The organism is Chondromyces crocatus (assembly GCF_001189295.1).
In the GTDB taxonomy this organism is placed as follows: Bacteria; Myxococcota_A; Polyangia; order Polyangiales; family Polyangiaceae; genus Chondromyces; species Chondromyces crocatus.
Map to the genome: position 1 here is coordinate 10,711,817 of NZ_CP012159.1, position 16,062 is coordinate 10,727,878.

General features: G+C 70.8%; 8 protein-coding genes. 2 read left to right on the forward strand and 6 right to left on the reverse strand.

The genetic code is table 11. From position 1 onward, the window contains the following. Positions 1–54: 54 nt before the first annotated feature. Together CMC5_RS38880 and CMC5_RS38885 are read left to right on the forward strand one after the other, a co-directional pair. Complete coding sequence (locus CMC5_RS38880) at positions 55–1,752, forward strand: serine/threonine-protein kinase (RefSeq protein ID WP_050435137.1); 1,698 nt, start codon at positions 55–57, stop codon at positions 1,750–1,752. A 35-nt stretch (positions 1,753–1,787) separates the two neighbouring features. Further along, positions 1,788–4,691, forward strand: a complete 2,904-nt coding sequence (locus tag CMC5_RS38885) for a TonB-dependent receptor domain-containing protein (protein WP_245678120.1) — start codon at positions 1,788–1,790, stop codon at positions 4,689–4,691. A 216-nt stretch (positions 4,692–4,907) separates the two neighbouring features. On the opposite strand, the gene CMC5_RS38890 is transcribed toward CMC5_RS38885, so the two are convergent. The 6 genes from CMC5_RS38890 to CMC5_RS48820 are packed head-to-tail and all read right to left on the reverse strand — an operon-like array spanning position 4,908 to position 15,976. After that, the gene (locus tag CMC5_RS38890) at positions 4,908–5,315 is read right to left on the reverse strand and encodes a PAAR-like domain-containing protein (RefSeq protein ID WP_050435139.1); all 408 of its coding nucleotides are present in this window, start codon (positions 5,313–5,315) and stop codon (positions 4,908–4,910) included. Between the two features lie 15 nt (positions 5,316–5,330). Next, complete coding sequence (locus CMC5_RS38895) at positions 5,331–6,197, reverse strand: DUF3540 domain-containing protein (RefSeq protein ID WP_050435140.1); 867 nt, start codon at positions 6,195–6,197, stop codon at positions 5,331–5,333. 17 nt (positions 6,198–6,214) lie between these two features. After that, positions 6,215–9,715, reverse strand: coding sequence for a type VI secretion system Vgr family protein (locus CMC5_RS41800; protein WP_063796434.1), 3,501 nt, complete (start codon positions 9,713–9,715; stop codon positions 6,215–6,217). Between the two features lie 16 nt (positions 9,716–9,731). After that, positions 9,732–10,358, reverse strand: coding sequence for a YkgJ family cysteine cluster protein (locus tag CMC5_RS38905; RefSeq protein WP_050435141.1), 627 nt, complete (start codon positions 10,356–10,358; stop codon positions 9,732–9,734). Continuing rightward, positions 10,359–12,038, reverse strand: a complete 1,680-nt coding sequence (locus CMC5_RS38910; protein ID WP_050435142.1) for a pentapeptide repeat-containing protein — start codon at positions 12,036–12,038, stop codon at positions 10,359–10,361. Then, on the reverse strand, positions 12,035–15,976 hold the full coding sequence (locus tag CMC5_RS48820; RefSeq protein ID WP_169796787.1) for a DUF2169 family type VI secretion system accessory protein: 3,942 nt from the start codon (positions 15,974–15,976) through the stop codon (positions 12,035–12,037). Before CMC5_RS48820 ends, CMC5_RS38910 begins: the two co-directional genes overlap by 4 nt. Between the last annotated feature and the right edge of the window lie 86 nt (positions 15,977–16,062).

The window sequence follows — 16,062 nt, forward strand, 5'->3', positions numbered from 1 at the left end:
TGACTGCTACGGGTTGCAGCGCCGATCGACATCCCGTACCGTCTTCACAAGCCCATGCTGGGGAGGACGCTGGCCGGGAAATACCGCATCGTGCGGCTGCTCGGCAGAGGCGGGATGGGCTCTGTGTACGAGGCCGTCGACGGGGCGACGGGGCATCGCGTCGCGCTGAAGCTGGTGACCGCCGACGTCGCGCAAGACGCGATCCTGGCGGGCCGGTTCGCGCGCGAGGGGAAGGCTGCGATGGCGCTGGAGACGCCCCACGTGGCCCGGGTGCTCGACGCGGCCTGCGACGAGCAGCAGATGCCGTTTCTGGTGATGGAGTACCTCGAAGGGGAGGACCTGCGCGATGTGCTGCGACGCACTGGCGCGCTGCCCCCCGATGTGGCGCTGCGGGTGGTGGCCCAGGCGGCGGCAGGGCTCGTCGTCGCGCACGGGCGGCGGATCGTGCACCGCGACATCAAGCCCGCGAACCTGTTCGTGGCCGCTGGACCCGGCGACGAGCGGACGATGAAGATCCTCGACTTCGGCATCGCCAAGCTGCAGCCGGATCCTGATGGGACGGCCTCGGAGATCAGCAACCTGACGCGCACGGGCAGCATGCTGGGGTCGCCGATGTACATGTCGCCGGAGCAGGCGCGCGGGCATCGGGACATCGATGAGCGGGCCGATCTGTGGTCGCTGGGGGTGGTGCTGTTCCAGACGCTCTCCGGGCGCACGCCGCACGCGAACGACACGCCACTCGGGGAGCTGATCGTGGCGATCTGCACGGAGGCGCCGCCGCCGCTGCAGTCGGTGGCGCCGTGGGTGAGCGCGGAGGTGGCGGCGATCGTGCACCGTGCGCTGCAGCTCGATCCCTCGGCGAGGTTCCAGAGCGCGGCAGAGATGCAGGCGGCGCTGCTGCATCTCCTGCCGGGAGGGGCGGGGCTCCGCGCGGACATGCTGCGGTCGCTCTCGGCCGCGGAGCAGGCGCGCGTGGCGCCAGCGCTGAACACGCCGTACCCGGCTCCCAGGATGCCTCATCCGAGCTGGCCGTATCCGCACGCGAGCGGAGTCACGCCGATGCCCGGCCATGCCGGGATGGGCAGTTACCCTGGACACGCGGGATGGGCGTCGCAGTCCAGCCACCCCTCGTGGCCGATGCACGCGGTCCATCCGCCGCACGGGATGCCGGATCAGGCGACCTCGCTGGCCGGGCTGGGGACGGCGGCGACGCCCGCGAACAGCTCGCGGCGCACGGCGGTGCTGGCGCTGGGGGTGGTGCTGGCGATGGGTGTCGGTGGGGGTGGTGCTTATCTGGTGGGGCGCGGGAGAGAGCCCGAGCCAGCAGCGCAAGCGTCGACACCACCGGCGTCGGCAGGCGCGGAGACGAGGACGGTGCGGATCCAGGTGCTGCCGCGCACCGCAGAGGTCGCGATCGACGACGTGCCGGTGGAGGCAGTGGAGGGTGTGGTGAAGGTGAGCGGGACGCTCGGTTCACTCCACCGGGTGCGCGTCCGCGCCAACGGGGCAGAGGTCACCCGTGAGGTGGTGATCACGGAGCAAGGGGCGCTGCCGCCTGCGGTGGAGCTCGTGCCGGCCGTACCAGGCGCGCCGTCCGTGGTCGGGGCAGGGAGCGCCGAGGTCCCCGCGCAGGCGAGTGCTCCCTCGGCAGCGCCCTGGGGCGCCCGCCCCGCCGGAGGAAACGCGCCGGGAAGCACGACGGCGACGACCCCGGCGCCACGACCTTCAGGGACGCTCTGGCTGCAGCGATGAGGAGGCTGCGAGGCAGGGGGGCCAGGTGCCGGGCGATGGGCTCGGTGCTGCTGGCCGTGGGTGCGCTGGCGGTGGGGCCGAGCGAGGTCCGAGCGGATGGCGTCGCGGACGAGTCGGAGCTGCATTTCCAGCTCGGCGCCACGCGCTACCAGCAAGGAGACTACCTGGGCGCGCTCGAGCATTTCATGGTGTCGAACCGCCTCGTCCCGAACCGGCGGGTGGTGTTCAACATCGCGCTCACGTTCGAGGAGCTGCGGCGCTACGCAGAGGCGCACCGGTACTACGTGGACGCGCTCGCCGGGGAGGAGAAGGCGGACGTCCGGAAGACCGTCGAGGAGGCGATCGCGCGCGTGGCGCCGCGGGTCGCGGTGCTGGACGTGACGACGACGCCGCCAGGCGCGACGATCTACCTCGAGCGCGTGGACCTCGGCTCGTGGGGGCGGGCGCCGCGACCGATGGCGGTGCCACCGGGGCGCTACCGGGTGATCACGCGGCTGGAGGGATACGAGGACGCCGTCTCCGAGGAGGTCGAAGCGAAGATCGGTCAGGAAGCCGAGGTGGCGCTGTCGCTGAAGCGGATCGTCGGGACGGTAAAGGTCGAGGTGACGGGGCTGCCCAAGGGGAGAGGGGCGATGGTCCGGGTGGACGACGAGCAAGGGCCAGTGGCGTGCTCGGCGCCCTGCTCGCTGGAACTCGCCCCCGGGGTGCATCAGCTCCACTTCGTGCGCGAGGGCTACGTGGGGTCGCCGCGTCAGGTGACGGTGGTCGCGAAGCAGACGACGAAGGTGACGGCCCCGATGACGCCGCTCTCGGGCGCGGTGCTGGTGCGGACCGACGAGCCCGGGGCGCTGGTGTCGATCGAGGGGCGCCCGCTGGGGTTCACGCCCGCGGTGCTGCGCGAGGTGCCTGCAGGGCGGCAGCGACTCCGGGTGGCGCTGCGCGGGCACGTGCCTGTGGACGTGGAGGTGGAGGTGCGGCCCGGCGAGCAGGTGCAGGTGCCTCCGATCTCGCTGGAGCCGCTGCGCGAGGTGACGGCGGTGTCGCGAACGACGGAGCTTCTGGACGACGCGCCGAGCTCGGTGACGGTCCTCGATGGACGAGAGCTCCGGGCGTTCGGCTACCCGACGATCGCAGAGGCGCTGCGCGGGGTGCGCGGGGTGGCGTTCTCGAACGACCGGGGATACGCGTCGGCGAGCATCCGGGGGCTGGGGCAGCCCAACGATTACGGCAACCGGCTGCTGGTGCTGTCGGACGGGCAGCCGCTGAACGACAACCTGCTGAACAGCGCCTACATCGGGTCGGACGGGCGGGTCGATCTGCACGATGTGGATCGGATCGAGGTGGTCCGGGGGCCTGGGTCGCTGCTCTACGGCGCAGGGGCGCTGTCAGGGGTGATCAACCTGGTGACGCGGCCGCGGGATCTGCCCACGGGGGCGCATGTGGGCTTCGGGTCGTACGACGACGCGGTGCTGCACGCGCGGATGGGCGGGCAGCTCAACCTCGGGAGGGATCGCGGGGCGTGGGCGAGCGTGTCGGGGGCGCAGTCGGACGGGTTCCCGGTGAGCGTGCCGCTGCGGGATGGCAGCGGGTCGGTGGTGGTCCAGGGGGCGGAGTCGTTCAAGAGCGGGGGGACGGCGGGGCGGGTGTGGTGGGGGCCGGCGACGTTGCAGTGGCTCGCGCACCACCGGGCACAGTCGATCCCGGTGGGTGGGTACGCGACGATGCTCGGGAACCCGCGGACGCAGTTCGAGGACACGCGGATGATGGCGGAGCTGCGGGTGGAGCCGAAGCTCGGTCAGCAATTCCAGTTGATGACCCGGCTGCACGGACACCATTACGCGTTCGATGGGCTGTATGCCTTCGATGGGGGCGCAGCAGGCGAACTCGCCAACGAGGAGTCGTACCGGGGGACGTGGTTCGGTGGGGAGGCGCGGCTGGTCTACACGCCGCGGTTCCCGATGCGGCTGACCGTCGGCGCGGAGGGGCAGCACCACCCGCAGGCCACGATGACGGGAGACACGGTGACGGCGACGGCGACGACGAACTACCTCGACACGCAGCGAGCCTACAGCTTCGCGGCCGCCTACGCGCTGGCAGAGAGCACGCTGTTGCCCTGGCTCAAGGTGTCGCTCGGCGCGCGTGTGGACGTGTACACGACGTTCGGTCCGATCGTGGTGCCGCGCGCCGCCGTGATCATGAAGCCCGTCAAGGGCGGGACGCTGAAGCTGATGGGGGGGCGCGCGTTCCGAGCGCCGAGCATCTACGAGCAGCTCTACGAGGACGGGGGGCTGTCGCAGGTCCCGGCGATCAACACGGCGCGTGGGCGGTCGCTGGGGCCGGAGTCGGTGTACTCGGGCGAGGTCGAGTACGCCCAGCGGTTCCTGAAGGACTGGGTGGCGCTCGCGGCGGCGCACGCGACCCGCATGGACGGGATCATCACCACGATCCAGGACGAGCCCGGTTCGACGCTGGTGCGCTACGCGAACAGCGCGATCCCGGCGCTGGTGTTCGGAGGGGATGTGGAGCTGCGGCGGGAGTGGCGGAACGGGTGGATGCTCTCCGCGTTCTACGGCTATCAGCGGGCAGAGTACGTGGACGACACGCTCGAGGATACGCGGCTGATCAACGCGCCCGAGCACCTGGCGTCGCTGAAGGGGGTGGCGCCGCTGGTGCAGGAGCTGGCGTCGGTAGGGCTGCGGTTGACCGTGGAGGCGCCTCGCCGGATCAACGAGCAGGACAGCGCGACGACGGGGACGCAGGTGGTGGCCGACGCGACGGTCTCCGGGCTCGCGAGGGCGATCGGGCTGCGGTACGTGCTCGGGGTGTACAACCTGGCCGACCGGCGCTGGAACGCGCCAGTGACCGATACGTTCGCGAGCCGGGTGATGCCCCAGAACGGGAGAACCTTCCGGCTGGATCTGCTGCTGAACTATCCCTGAGCGAGGCGCGCGGCGGGGGCAGGGCTGCGGCGTACCCGCAGAGCTGGAGGCATCCTCATGGCTGCGGTCGAGGGCTTCGCCTGCTCCCCCGATGCAACGAACGTCAGGCCCGAAGCGGCGAGACGTACCTGATGGCCTGAGTGGATCGCGGGGTGGTGGGGCCCCGACGAGCTTTGCTCGGCGGGGCGGCGGGGGCGCGTGCCCCCGCTGCGGGCATCAGAAGGCGACGAAGACGGTCGCCTGGGAAGGGACCATGTGCACGCCGGCGGGCATGTTGGCGTTGGAGCCGTTGTGGCCCGTCATGGCGGTGAGCATCACGGCCTTGCGGCCCGCGAAGAAGACCTTGGAGCTGAAGGTCTTCGCCTCGACCGGCCCCATGAAGGTGCCGGAGGTGACGCCGCCGCTCACGCCCGCTTCGTCGCCGCTGCTGTTGGGGATCTTGGTCCCCTCGGTGACGGTCTCCTTGTTCTCGACGAGGACCGTGAGGACGGCGTTCAGCGCCGCCGGCCACTGCGCCATGTTGGGGTACGGCACGGGGACGGGCGGGGCCGGGGGCGCAGGCGTCAAGCAGACGTCGGGGACCCCGAGACACATTCCACCGGCTTTGGTCGCTGCAGGAACCATGATCGTGTCCTCCTCCTAGCCGAGCAGCACCTTGCTGCCGTCGATGCTCGTCTCTTCGCGTGAAGCCAGGGTGGTGCGCCTCGACCAGACGGCGTAAGCGTCGTCGACGAGGGTGCGCGCGCGGCCGGCGCGGGTCTGCAGGAGGCCCGAGGCCTCGCGGAAGGCGTCGCGGGTGCGCTCGAGGAGGCGCGTGGCGTTGACCTCCAGGCGCTCGACGGTCTGGACCAGCTCCGTCGCGGTGGTGGCGACGCGGCGTGCGACGAGGGTGGCCTGGCCAGTGGTGAGCTGAGCGGCGTCGGCCTTGATCTCGACGCGGGGGGACGCGACGGCGGTCATGGCAGCGTCGACGCGGAGCTGGGGCGGGATGTCGGCGTCGCCCGCGCGGACCTCGACGCGGTGACCAGCGCGCTGGAGAAGGGCGCCGTCGGTGGAGAGCTCGAGGTCGAGGGCCGCCTGGACGCGGACACGGCCAGCAGGCGCCGAGAGGGTGAGGTCGCCAGCGGGTGCAGCGATCTCGGCGGCGCCATCGGCGAAGCGGACGAGGAGGCGGCCCTCGGTGTCGCGGAGGGCGAGGGTGTCGCCTTCGAGGGTGGCGGTGCCGCCACCAGGGAGCGGGAGGGAAGGCGGGAGCGCTGCCTGGAGGACGCCGATGACGTAGAGGTCGTCGTCGGCGCCGGCGACGAGGACGCGGTCACCCACGGAGGGGTGGTAGGGGGCGGCGAGCGCGAGGCGCGCGACGGTCGCAGCGCGGCCGGGAGCGGGCTCGCAGACGTGCAGGAGCGTGGGGTCGTCGTCGAGGTCGACGATCGCCGCAGGGCGCACGCCAGCAGGGTCGTGCGTGGGCTTGGGCAGAGAGCGGGTGGCTTTGGTTCGGGTGGCCATGGCGATCTCCTCGTCGATTATCCCAGCAGGATCTTGCCGTTCGCTTTGACGGTCTGTCCGTCGATCTGCACCGTTCCGAACGACTGGAGCAGCGCCTTGTCGTCGGTGAGCTTCACGAGGGACTGACCTTTGCGAAGGCGGGCGAAGTCGCTCTTGAGGGTGACGCCGTTCGCGCCGTACCGTCCGAGATCCACGTCGTTGTTCTTGATGGTGAGCTTCCACTGGGAGCTACCAAGCTCGATCTCGCCCTTTTGAGCGTCCACCCGGAGGCCCCACTTGGCTCCCCCTCCCGCGAGGAGGCTCGCGGTCTGCGCAGCCTTGAGCTCCAGGGTGTCGAATGCGTCGAGGGTGGTCGTCTTCAGCGTCTCGTCGAATTTCAAGTACTGCTGCGCGGCCGTCTTCAGCTCGATGGTGCCTTTCGCAGCCACCGAGGTGGAGAGTTCGATGGTCGCCTTCGGTGCCTCGTTGGGATCACAGGAGGCGAGCTTCAAGGCGTCGTGGCCCAGGTCGATGGTGGTGCGGTCCTTGTCCTTCGCCGGCGTCTTGTCGACGGACGCGATCTTCACCGTGCCGCGCGAGAGCACGTCGACCAGGGTGGCCGAGGTGAGCAGCAGGCGATCACCGCCGGCGACCTCCGTGTCCTTGCGGGCGTTGATGACGGTCTGATCGTTCGAGGTGACGACGACCTTGTCCCTGGAGGACAGGGTCGCGTGGTCCTGGCCGGAGAGGAACAGGCTCTCCTTGCCGAAGACGATGGTGTGTCCCTCCGAGCCGACGATCTGGCGGCCTTCTTTCCATTGATCGGACGCCGCGAACTTGATCAGGCTCGATCCACCGGCCTGCTTCAGCATGGGAATGTCCCACCAGTCGAGGCGCGCGATCTGGCCGTGGGTGTCCGGGGCCGGTGTCGTCTTCGTCTTGATGCTCACGAGCCAGCCGGAGTCGGCCCACTCGACCTTGGGCAGGTTGCCGCTGCGGAACTGCCGCGTGGCCTCGGTGATGAGCAGGTTGGAGCCGAGGGCGGCATAGGCGTCGAGCCCGGTGCCCGTGGCCAGGGCGTAGATGCTCCAGAGGGCGAGGCCATTGCCCGCCGTGGCGGCGACCAGCGAGCGGGTGTTCTCGATGCTGTCCTTCGCGTGCCCCACGTTGACCATGGCGCCGCTGTCTTCGAGCGCCTTCGTGATCTTCGCCTCGTCCTCCTTCGCCGTCTCGTAATCGGCGCGGGCCGTGGTGCGGTTCGACTGCGCGGTCTCGTACTCCTTGATGGCATCTTCCACGGTGACCGTCTTGGACTCTCCCTTGGTGGGGTAGTCCGCGAGCGTCACCGTGGTGTCCTTGCACGTCTCCTTGGCCTTCTTGATGGCGGCATCGAGCGCGGTCTGCGCGTCCTTCAGCGCCTCTTTCTTGAGCTGGATCTTCCCCTTCTCGGCGGCCGTCTCGCCCTCGCGCGTGTACTCCTCGATGGGGGCGTCGTAGCTCGCGGCCACGGCGTGCTTGCCTTCGTCGGCAGCAGCGGTCTGATCAGCCTCGAGCTGCGCGAGGGCCAGCTCGTCTTCCTGGAGGGCCAGGAGCGCCTCCTTGTGGGCCTCCATGGCCTCCAGCAGCTCGGCGGAGGCTTCCCCTTTCTCGGAGCTGTCGTCGTACGCCGCAGCCTCGATGGCCAGGGTGAGCTGCTTCTCCGCGGTAGCCTCGTCCTCGACCGCAGAGTCCAGCTCGGACTTCTTCTTCGTCCGGTTGTACTCCGCAGCGGTCTGGGTGAGCGCCGCGGCCTCCTGCGTCGCCTCCAGCGCGCCCGACATGATCCCGAGGCCGGTGTCGATCGCGGTGACCACGGCCTCCACCACCATCGGGACCGTGAGCTTGCCCGCGATGTTGGTGACGTGGTTCGCCATCGTGTTGACGTAGATGCCGAACATGTTGCCCATCGAGGTGAGCGTGTTCGCCGAGGCCCCGGTGGCCGCCGTGAAGTTCGTGAAGGCGGAGACGCCGACGCCGTCCTCGGGGGAGTTGGGCGAGCCGAGCTGGAGGGTGGCGCTGCTGTGCGGCGTGGAGAGCTTGATGCGCTCGGAGCCCTCGGTGTCGTCGATGTTGATCTCGTTGCCAGCGCCGGTGCGGATGATGTTCCGGGGGGCGTTGTCCGAGACGACGGGGCTCGGGGTGGTGGGGTTCGGCAGGGTGCCCATGATGATGGGCCGGTCCGGGTCGCCGTCGATGCAGGTGAGCGCGACCTCGACGCCAGGGCGCAGAGGGAAGTGCATGCCGTAGCCGGGGCCGGAGTGGGGCTGGGCCATGCGCACGGGGCGTGAGGCCTGCCCGCCGGCGACATCCCAGGTGTCGAAGATGAACCGGACGCGGTAGCGCCCTTCATTGTCGATCTGAGCGTACTTCTCGCCTCGGTCGGAGGCGTCGATGGCGCCGGTGAGGATGCCGTGCACGCGCGGCTTGGGGGTGATGCGGGGCGGCCGGTACGGAGTGGCGTTACGGACGGCGCGGAAGGTGGCGACGTAGGGCTCGATGTCTTCGTCGCTGCCCGCGAGCGCGGTGGGTTTTGCAGTGTGCTCCACCTCGGTGAGGAGGAGCATCACGTCACCCCAGGGGTGCCCCTCGACCTTGCACGTGGCCCCCGCGGCGAGCTCGGGGAGATCGGCGGCGCCGTGGAAGACGCGGCGCTGGGCGGCGCGCTCCTCGGCACGGATCTGCGCGATGCGCGCGCCCTCTTCGGGGGTCTTGAAGTGGGATCCGTACTCGATCACGCGCCCCCCATGGCCGACGTCGGTCTCGGCCTGGGCGGTGAGATCGACCTGAGGGGTGCGGTAGTTGTAGTCGCGGACCACGTACTGGGAGGGAATGAGGCGGGTCTCGGTCTCCAGCCGGTAGATGTCGTTCTGCTCGCCGCGGGCCCTGAAGTTCGCGATGCCGCCGCCCTGGAAGGGCTGGAACCCGCCGTTGTGATCCGTCACGACGAACACGTCACGTCCGTTGGCGTGCTCGAAGAAGAAGCTCATCCCGAGGTGCTCGAGCAGGCGGGAGACGAAGGCGAGGTCGGTCTCCTTGTACTGCACCACGAAGTCGCGGCGCGGGTACTCCTCGCGCAGGCGGAACTCGAAGTCGGTGCCCTTGGTGAGGCCGATGTATTCGAGGATGTGGGTGATGATCTCGGGGACGCTCAGGTCCATGAACACGTCGAGCGTCTCGTGGAGGGTGAGCTGGTAAGCGCGGGGGACCACGGTGACGCGGTAGGTGACGTGCTTCGACTCGGTGTCGAGCTGGTCGCGCACCGAGGAGATGATCCCGTGGACGCGGCGTAGCTCCTCCTCTCCGCGGGAGAACACGAGGGTGGCCGGGGCCCCCGCCAGGACGTCGCTGTCGATGCCCTCCGGGTCGGCCGAGACGAGCAGGACGTCGAAGCTGAAGAGCTGCGAAATCACCTCTCGCCCATGCAGCTCGGCAACGCGCGCGACGCCGGGCTCGAGGACCTCGGATTCGAACTGAATGTCAACGTGTTGGTCGTCGCTCATCTTCTTCCCTCCGGGGTCAGGGCGCGGGGACGCGCTGCTCGAAATCAAGCCAGATACGTCGGTCTTCTCGGCAGTCGTAGGAGCGGCAGACGCCGGGCCGGTGCTCGTAGATGGAGCAGCCACCGGCCTCGTTGTGGACGCAGCGGCCATCCGGCCCCTGGGCGATGCGGTAAGGGCGGGCGTAGTTCCAGCGGACGACCCGCTCGTCGAGATCCTGGACGCTGAGCGCGAAGGTCAGCGTGCAGCAGCGCGCCTGGCAGAGAGGGAGGCGGGCGGCACAGTCGATCGGGGGTGGGCTCTCCAGCGCGTATTTGTCCGGGATGTCGCTCACCTCGATGCTGGCCTCGCTGGCGGAGCGCGCGTTCTCGCGGAGGATGGTGAGGCGCTTGCGCTTCTCGTACGTGTCGAGGGGCAAGGTGCCTTCACCGATCAGCGCCTCGGTGAGGGCATTGAGCGAGGCCGAGAGCTCGGCGACGCGCGCCTGGGTCTGCGCTTGCAGGAGGTGCATGAAGCGGAGGGCGCCTTCGAGGTCCTCCGGCGGGGGAGGCACGGGGCGCCCGTCCGCCGCAGCGACGCTGGCTGCGCGGGAGGTCGGATGCCCGGTCGAGGGATCGCTCGTCGGCTCTGCTTCGTCGCGTTTCACTCAGCCTCCTGCCTTGAAGTCTTCCGCGCGGGCGCGCTCGGGATCCGTGGGGCGGGCGTTGGTCAGGCGTGCTCCGGTGAGGTCCGCGGCGTCGCGTCGGATGCGGTGCAGGTTGCTTCCGGAGAGGTCGGCGCCCCGCAGGTCGGCGCCCTCGAGGCGCGCGTGGGAGAGGTCGGCATGAATGAACACCGCGTCGCGAAGGCTGGCGCTCCGCAGGTCGGCGGCCTCGAAGCGGGCTTTGGCGAAGCTGGCGCGATCGGCCCGCGCTTTCCGCAGCGTGGCGCGGTCGAAGGCGGCGTCGTCGAGCGCGGCCTCGCGCAGGTCGGCGTCGTCCAGGCAAGCGTCGGACAGATTCGCCAGGAGGCCCACGAGGCGCATCATGCGCGCCCCGCGCAAGCTCGCCCCGGCGAAGCTCGTCTGGCGGGCGGTGACCTTGGACAGGTTGGCTCCATCCAGCATGGCGCCGGAGAAGGTGCTGTCCGTCAGATCGCAGCCGGAGAAGTCGACCTGGTCTGCGCGGGCGCCGTCGAGGAGCGTCTGGATGATGGCGGCGCCCGCGACGCGGGTCTGCCGCAGATCCACGCCGCTCAGCACCGCTTTGAAGAGCCGTGCGCCGCGCAGATCCGCCTGCTCCAGGCGGCACTCGACGAGCTGCGCCGCCCTGAGGTCGGCGCCGGTGAGCACGGCGCCGGAGAGGTTGGCGCCACGCAGGTCCGTTCCCTCGAAGACGCTCTCTGCGAAGCGCGCACGCGCGAGGGTCGCGCCGGCGAGGTGGGTCCTCGTCAGGAGGCAGCCCTCCAGGGAGGCGTCCGTCAGATCGGCGCTCGTCAGGTCGGCGCCGGCGAGGTTCGAGCGCGAGAGACGAGCGGTAGTGAGGTCGGCGCCCGCGAGCGAGGCCTCGGAGAGGTCGGAGCCAGCGAGCTGGGCTCCGCGGAGGCGAGCCTCCGAGAGCAGGGCGCCGGTGAGGCGGACGCGCTCCAGGCTCGCCCCCTCCAGGTCGGCGCCGGCGAGATCGGCCCCGGAGAGATCCGTCTCCACGAGGCGCGTCCCCACCAGGCGGGCTCCCGTCAGCACTGCACCGACGAGGCTCGCGCGTTCGAGCTTGGCGCTGGTGAGCGTGGCCTTCTGGAAACCGGTCGCGCGGGCGCTCGCGGTGGTGAGGTCGGCGCCTTCGAGGCGGGCTCCCGTGAAATCGGCGTCGTCGAGCACCGCCCCGGAGAGGTCGGCGTTGCTGAGATTCGCGTCAGAGACGAGGGCACCACGGAACACGGCGCCACGGGCCGCGGAGCGCGCGAGGGTGGCGCGTGCGAGGTGAGCGCCCTCCAGGTTGGCCCCCGCGAGCAAGACCCCTGACAGATCGGCGCCGGTGAGCGTCGCGCCGGTGAGCGTGGCCCGCTCGAAGCGCGAGGGAGCGCCCGCTGCATCCCACACGGCGGTCACGCCGGTGAGATCGGCGCCCGAGAGATCGGCGCCCGCGAAGTCCACGGCGGAGAAGCTGCACCCGCGAAAGCTGGCGCCCCGGAGCTGCGCTCCTCGGGCGACGCAGCGACGCCAGACGGTGCCGCGAAAATCCGCATGGTCGGCCACGAGACCACCGAGGTCGATTCCCTCGAGGATCTCTCCATCGAGGCGCGCACCTTCGGCGAGGCGTGCCTCCAGCTCGGCACGCGAGCGGATCATGAGCCCTCCTTCAGCTTGGTCTGAGTCACCAGCGCGAGTTCGAGGCGCGCGCCGGAGAGCTTGGCCTTCCAGGTCTCGGCGGCGTGCAGGTTGGCGCCACGCAGGTCGGCGCCCGTGAGGTCGGTGGACTCCAGGTTGGCGCGCATGAGGTTCGCCTTGATGAAGCTCGCTCCCGCGAGCGCCGCGCGGCCGAGGCGGCCGTCCGTGAGGTCGGCGTTGGAGAAGATGGCGCGCTCCGCCGAAGCACGAGCGAAGCTCGATTCACAGAGGGTGGCGCCGAGGAAGCTTGCGCCATCGAGCGCCGCGCGATCCCAGACGCCTCCACGCGCCTGGAGGCCGTCGAAGGACGCGCCCACCAGAGAGACGCCATCGGCGCGAGCGCCCTCGAGGCGGGCCTCTCGAAACGACACACGCGCCCCGCGCGCGTCGTAGAGGCGGATGGCAGGCAGCACGGCCCCGTCGAAGATGGCCCCGTCGAGCGACGCTGCCGTCAGGTCGGGGCCGAGGATCTCTGCGCCTTCGAAGCGGGCTTCGCTCAGATCGGCCCCCGAAAGGTTCGGGTGCTCGCCCCGAGCCTTGCGGAAGCTCGCGCGGAACGCCTTCGCGCGGCTCAGATCCGCCGACGAGAGCTCGGCGCCGTCGAGGCGGGCTCCCGTGAGGGACGCTTCGGTCAGGTCGGCGCGGGTCAGGTTCGCGCCGTCGAGCTGGGCGTCGTCCAGCGCGGCGTGAGAGAGCTGCGCCTCCGTCAGGTTCGCACCGGAAAGGCGACACGCGATCAGCCTGGCGCCTTGCAGGTTCGTTCCGACCAGAGAGCGACCTGCGAGATCCATCGAGGAGAGATCCGCACCCGCGAGATCGAGACCGTCGAGCGACTCTCCTGCCACGAGGCGCGCCTCGATCTCCGCGCGCACGGCGGCGGCTTCGGCAGGGGTCATCGGCGTGACGGGGGCCCCTGCTGGCGATGCGGCGCCAGAAGCCGGCGTGTCGGCCGGAGGCGCCAGGGCAGCGGCTGCAGCCGCCGCTCCAACCGCGGGGACACTCGCACCAGCGAGCCGCTCGCGCACCCGATCCCCGGCGGGGTCGGCGGGCGCCGCGGCCCCGTCGTTGGCCGGGAGAGCGCCAGGGTCCTCGGAGGGCATGCCGCGCGCCGCGCGGGCCGCGAGGTACTGGGACATCACCTCTTCCGGCCGGGCCGGCGGCTCCGAGGTGGATTCGGACATCACGAAGATCTCGGCGATCTCGGAGGCGTCGTCGTCCCGGACCTCCAGGACGCCGCGCCACACGAGGTTGAGCTTCAGCGCGTCCACGTCGAAGTGCGCGGTGTCGAGGCGCAAGCGCACCTCGATCAGTTCGCCTCCCGCCTCGCGGGTCCGCTGCGCGAAGGCGCGCGCTCGGAGCCCTGGGAGGCGCCCTTCGAGGCGCGGGTGGTCCGGATGCATGCCCTCCAGCGCGAAGGGCTCGTCGCCGCGCAAGGTGTCGAGCTGCTGCGCTGGCGGGGCCGCCTGGAAGTAGGCCCAGTCGAAGTCCTCCGGGAACCAGGGCCAGCGCTCCTTGTGCCACCGCGCGTCGTAGGTGCCGAGCAGATCCGCACGACGTCGCCAGCGCGCCGGGACGGCACCGAAGCCCACGGGCGTCGGCGCGTCGTTCGGGTCGCGGATGAGCCGCTCGGGATCCTCCAGCAAGGGCAGGTACACCGCGCCATCGGGGCCCGCCGCGCGGCCGGAGCCCACCGGGTTGGCGTCGAACCCAGGGCCTCCGTAGGCGTTCTCGTGGAGCAAGGGGATGCGCACGAACGGCCTGGGCTCGGTGGGGGCGAGGGCGACCACCGCGCGCTCCCACCGACGCTCTCCGAAGACGGCGATGCGACGGTCGAAGCCTGCGCCAGGCTGCCCGAACTGGAAGCGAGCCCGGGCTGCAGGGGCCCCGCGACCTGGCGCGTAGGCGTGACCGCTCAGGGTGACGTCGGCGCGCGGCTTGAAGATGGCGAAGTCGGACGGGTAGAGCACGCTCCGCACCGGGTCGCCCTCGGCGTGCATGTCGCCCGTCGGAAGATCCGGATCGCTGCGGAGCCGTGCCTTGCCATCGGGCACCAGATCGAAGGTCGCCTTGACGATCACCACGCGCGCGTCGTGCGGCGGCTTCACCTGCCAGGACAACGTGAATGCCAGCAGGGGCGCGCCGGTGATCATCGGGATGGCGTCACTCGGACGCTCGGGCAGGTTCGGGGCGCCACGGCCGTCTCCCGGGGGTGAGATCCCGGTCGGAGGCGCTGGCGGCGCTCCCTGCGCCGTCGGCTCCGTATGAGGCGCATGGAAGAAGCGCGAGGCCGACACGGCGGCCGTCGCCGGCGCGGAGGGCGCGGCAGGGCGAGACGGCGGCGGCGGGATCGAGCCGCCCGTGGGTCGTGGAGGCGCCGGTGGGACCGAGAGCGGACGAGAGGGAAGCGGCGGCGCAGGGACGCTCTGCCTCGGCCCGGGCGGGAGTGGGAAGGTGGTCTCCTCGGTGATCGGGGAAGCCACGGGCGCGTCTTTCGCCGGCTGCTGGGCCCAGGGAGCCCCCGGAAGCGGCGTGGTCGTCGCGCTCGGACGCGGGACCAAGGGGCTCGAGGTCGTCTTGAAGGGGAGCGACGAGCGCCCCTCACCACGCTCCGACTCGGGAGAAATGGCCACGGTCTCGTCGCGCACGGCGCGAGGACGCTCGACTTCCCGGTCGAAGGGAAGCTCGGCGCGCTGCCCCGCTTCCGAGAGTTCGTCGGCGGAGAGGGCCATCGTGCCTTCGTCCACCGGAAGTGAGGCCTTGGAGGGAGCGGCTGGTGGGCGCTTCGCCGCCTGGGTCCAGGGCGTCGCCTTCTTCTCACCGGGGGAGCGCACCAGCGTGGTCGCGTTGTCGTCCACCTCGAGCGCGTCCGTCGTGTCTTCGGTGAAGGTGATCTGCACCTTCTCGGCGGGCGGGGACTCCGGCCACGCCGTGGTCTCTCCTGGCCGCTCGATCGCGACGACGATGTGCATCCCCGCGGCGTGCTCCTCGTTGCGCACCGGCAACAGCGCGCGCCAGACGAGCTCGACGCGCTGGGTGTCGGTGTCGATGCGCAGGGTGTCGGCGAGCAGCTCGATCGGTCGACCGAAGGGCGGCGAGGGGTCGGTCAGGCCGTGGACCCGCGCCATCGCCTTGAGGTTCGGCAAGCGCGACCGCACCCGCGGCAAGGTGGGATGCAAGCCTTCGAGCAGGATCCACTCGTCGCCGACGAGGTACGCGCACCGCTGGTCCAGCGGCGCCGACTGGAAGTAAGCGTAGTCGACCCCCTCCGAGACGACGGGGATCGGCAGCTCCAGCGCCTTGCGCGCGCCGGCGTCGAGCATCTGCTTGCGCGCAGGCCAGCCCCGCGCGATCGGTCCGAAGCCCGCGGTGCGCTCCGGATCCTGGGGATCCAGCACGTTGGGATGCACCTTCTTTGCGCCGCCGATGCCCGTGCCGAAGGGGTTGTCCTTCCAGCCGATGCCACCGTAGGCCCGCTCGTATGTGAGCGGCATGTGCTCGAAGGGCGCCGAGGGCTCCTCGCCGCGTCGATCCCCCACGACGCGCAGCACCTTGTCGAACACCGACTGCTCACGGAACAGCGCGAGCCGCACGTCCAGCGTCGAGACGGGGCCCTCGGTCGCGTGGGCGTGGCCGGTCAGGACGACATCGGCCTGTCGCAGGTAGGGGACGAGGTCGGTGGTCGCGCGCACGCTTCGCGTGGGGATGTCCTGGTGATGGACCTCCTCGCGCAGGAGCGACTCTGGAGATTCCAGGGTCATGTCGGCTTCGTTGGCGATGCCGAGCGTCGCCTTGACGATCACCGTCGCATAGAGCTGACCACGCGCGCGCCAGAGCAGCGCGCCGCATGCAACGGGGCCTAGCGTGGAGATGGCCAGCGGCCAGGGCGCCTCGCGAATCATGGGGCCAGCGAGCATACACGCGCGGTGCGGCGGGCGTTCGCGGTTTCCTTGGCCCCTGATGCCGGTGCCGGGTACGTCGTGCGACC

Excerpts from the sequence above, each read along its gene's own strand:
- CMC5_RS38895 (WP_050435140.1), bottom strand. The coding sequence starts at position 6,197 with ATGGCCACCCGAACCAAAGCCACCCGCTCTCTGCCCAAGCCCACGCAC.
- CMC5_RS41800 (WP_063796434.1), bottom strand. The coding sequence starts at position 9,715 with ATGAGCGACGACCAACACGTTGACATTCAGTTCGAATCCGAGGTCCTC.
- CMC5_RS38910 (WP_050435142.1), bottom strand. The coding sequence starts at position 12,038 with ATGATCCGCTCGCGTGCCGAGCTGGAGGCACGCCTCGCCGAAGGTGCG.
- CMC5_RS38890 (WP_050435139.1), bottom strand. The coding sequence starts at position 5,315 with ATGGTTCCTGCAGCGACCAAAGCCGGTGGAATGTGTCTCGGGGTCCCC.
- CMC5_RS38885 (WP_245678120.1), top strand. The coding sequence starts at position 1,788 with ATGGGCTCGGTGCTGCTGGCCGTGGGTGCGCTGGCGGTGGGGCCGAGC.
- CMC5_RS38880 (WP_050435137.1), top strand. The coding sequence starts at position 55 with ATGCTGGGGAGGACGCTGGCCGGGAAATACCGCATCGTGCGGCTGCTC.
- CMC5_RS48820 (WP_169796787.1), bottom strand. The coding sequence starts at position 15,976 with ATGATTCGCGAGGCGCCCTGGCCGCTGGCCATCTCCACGCTAGGCCCC.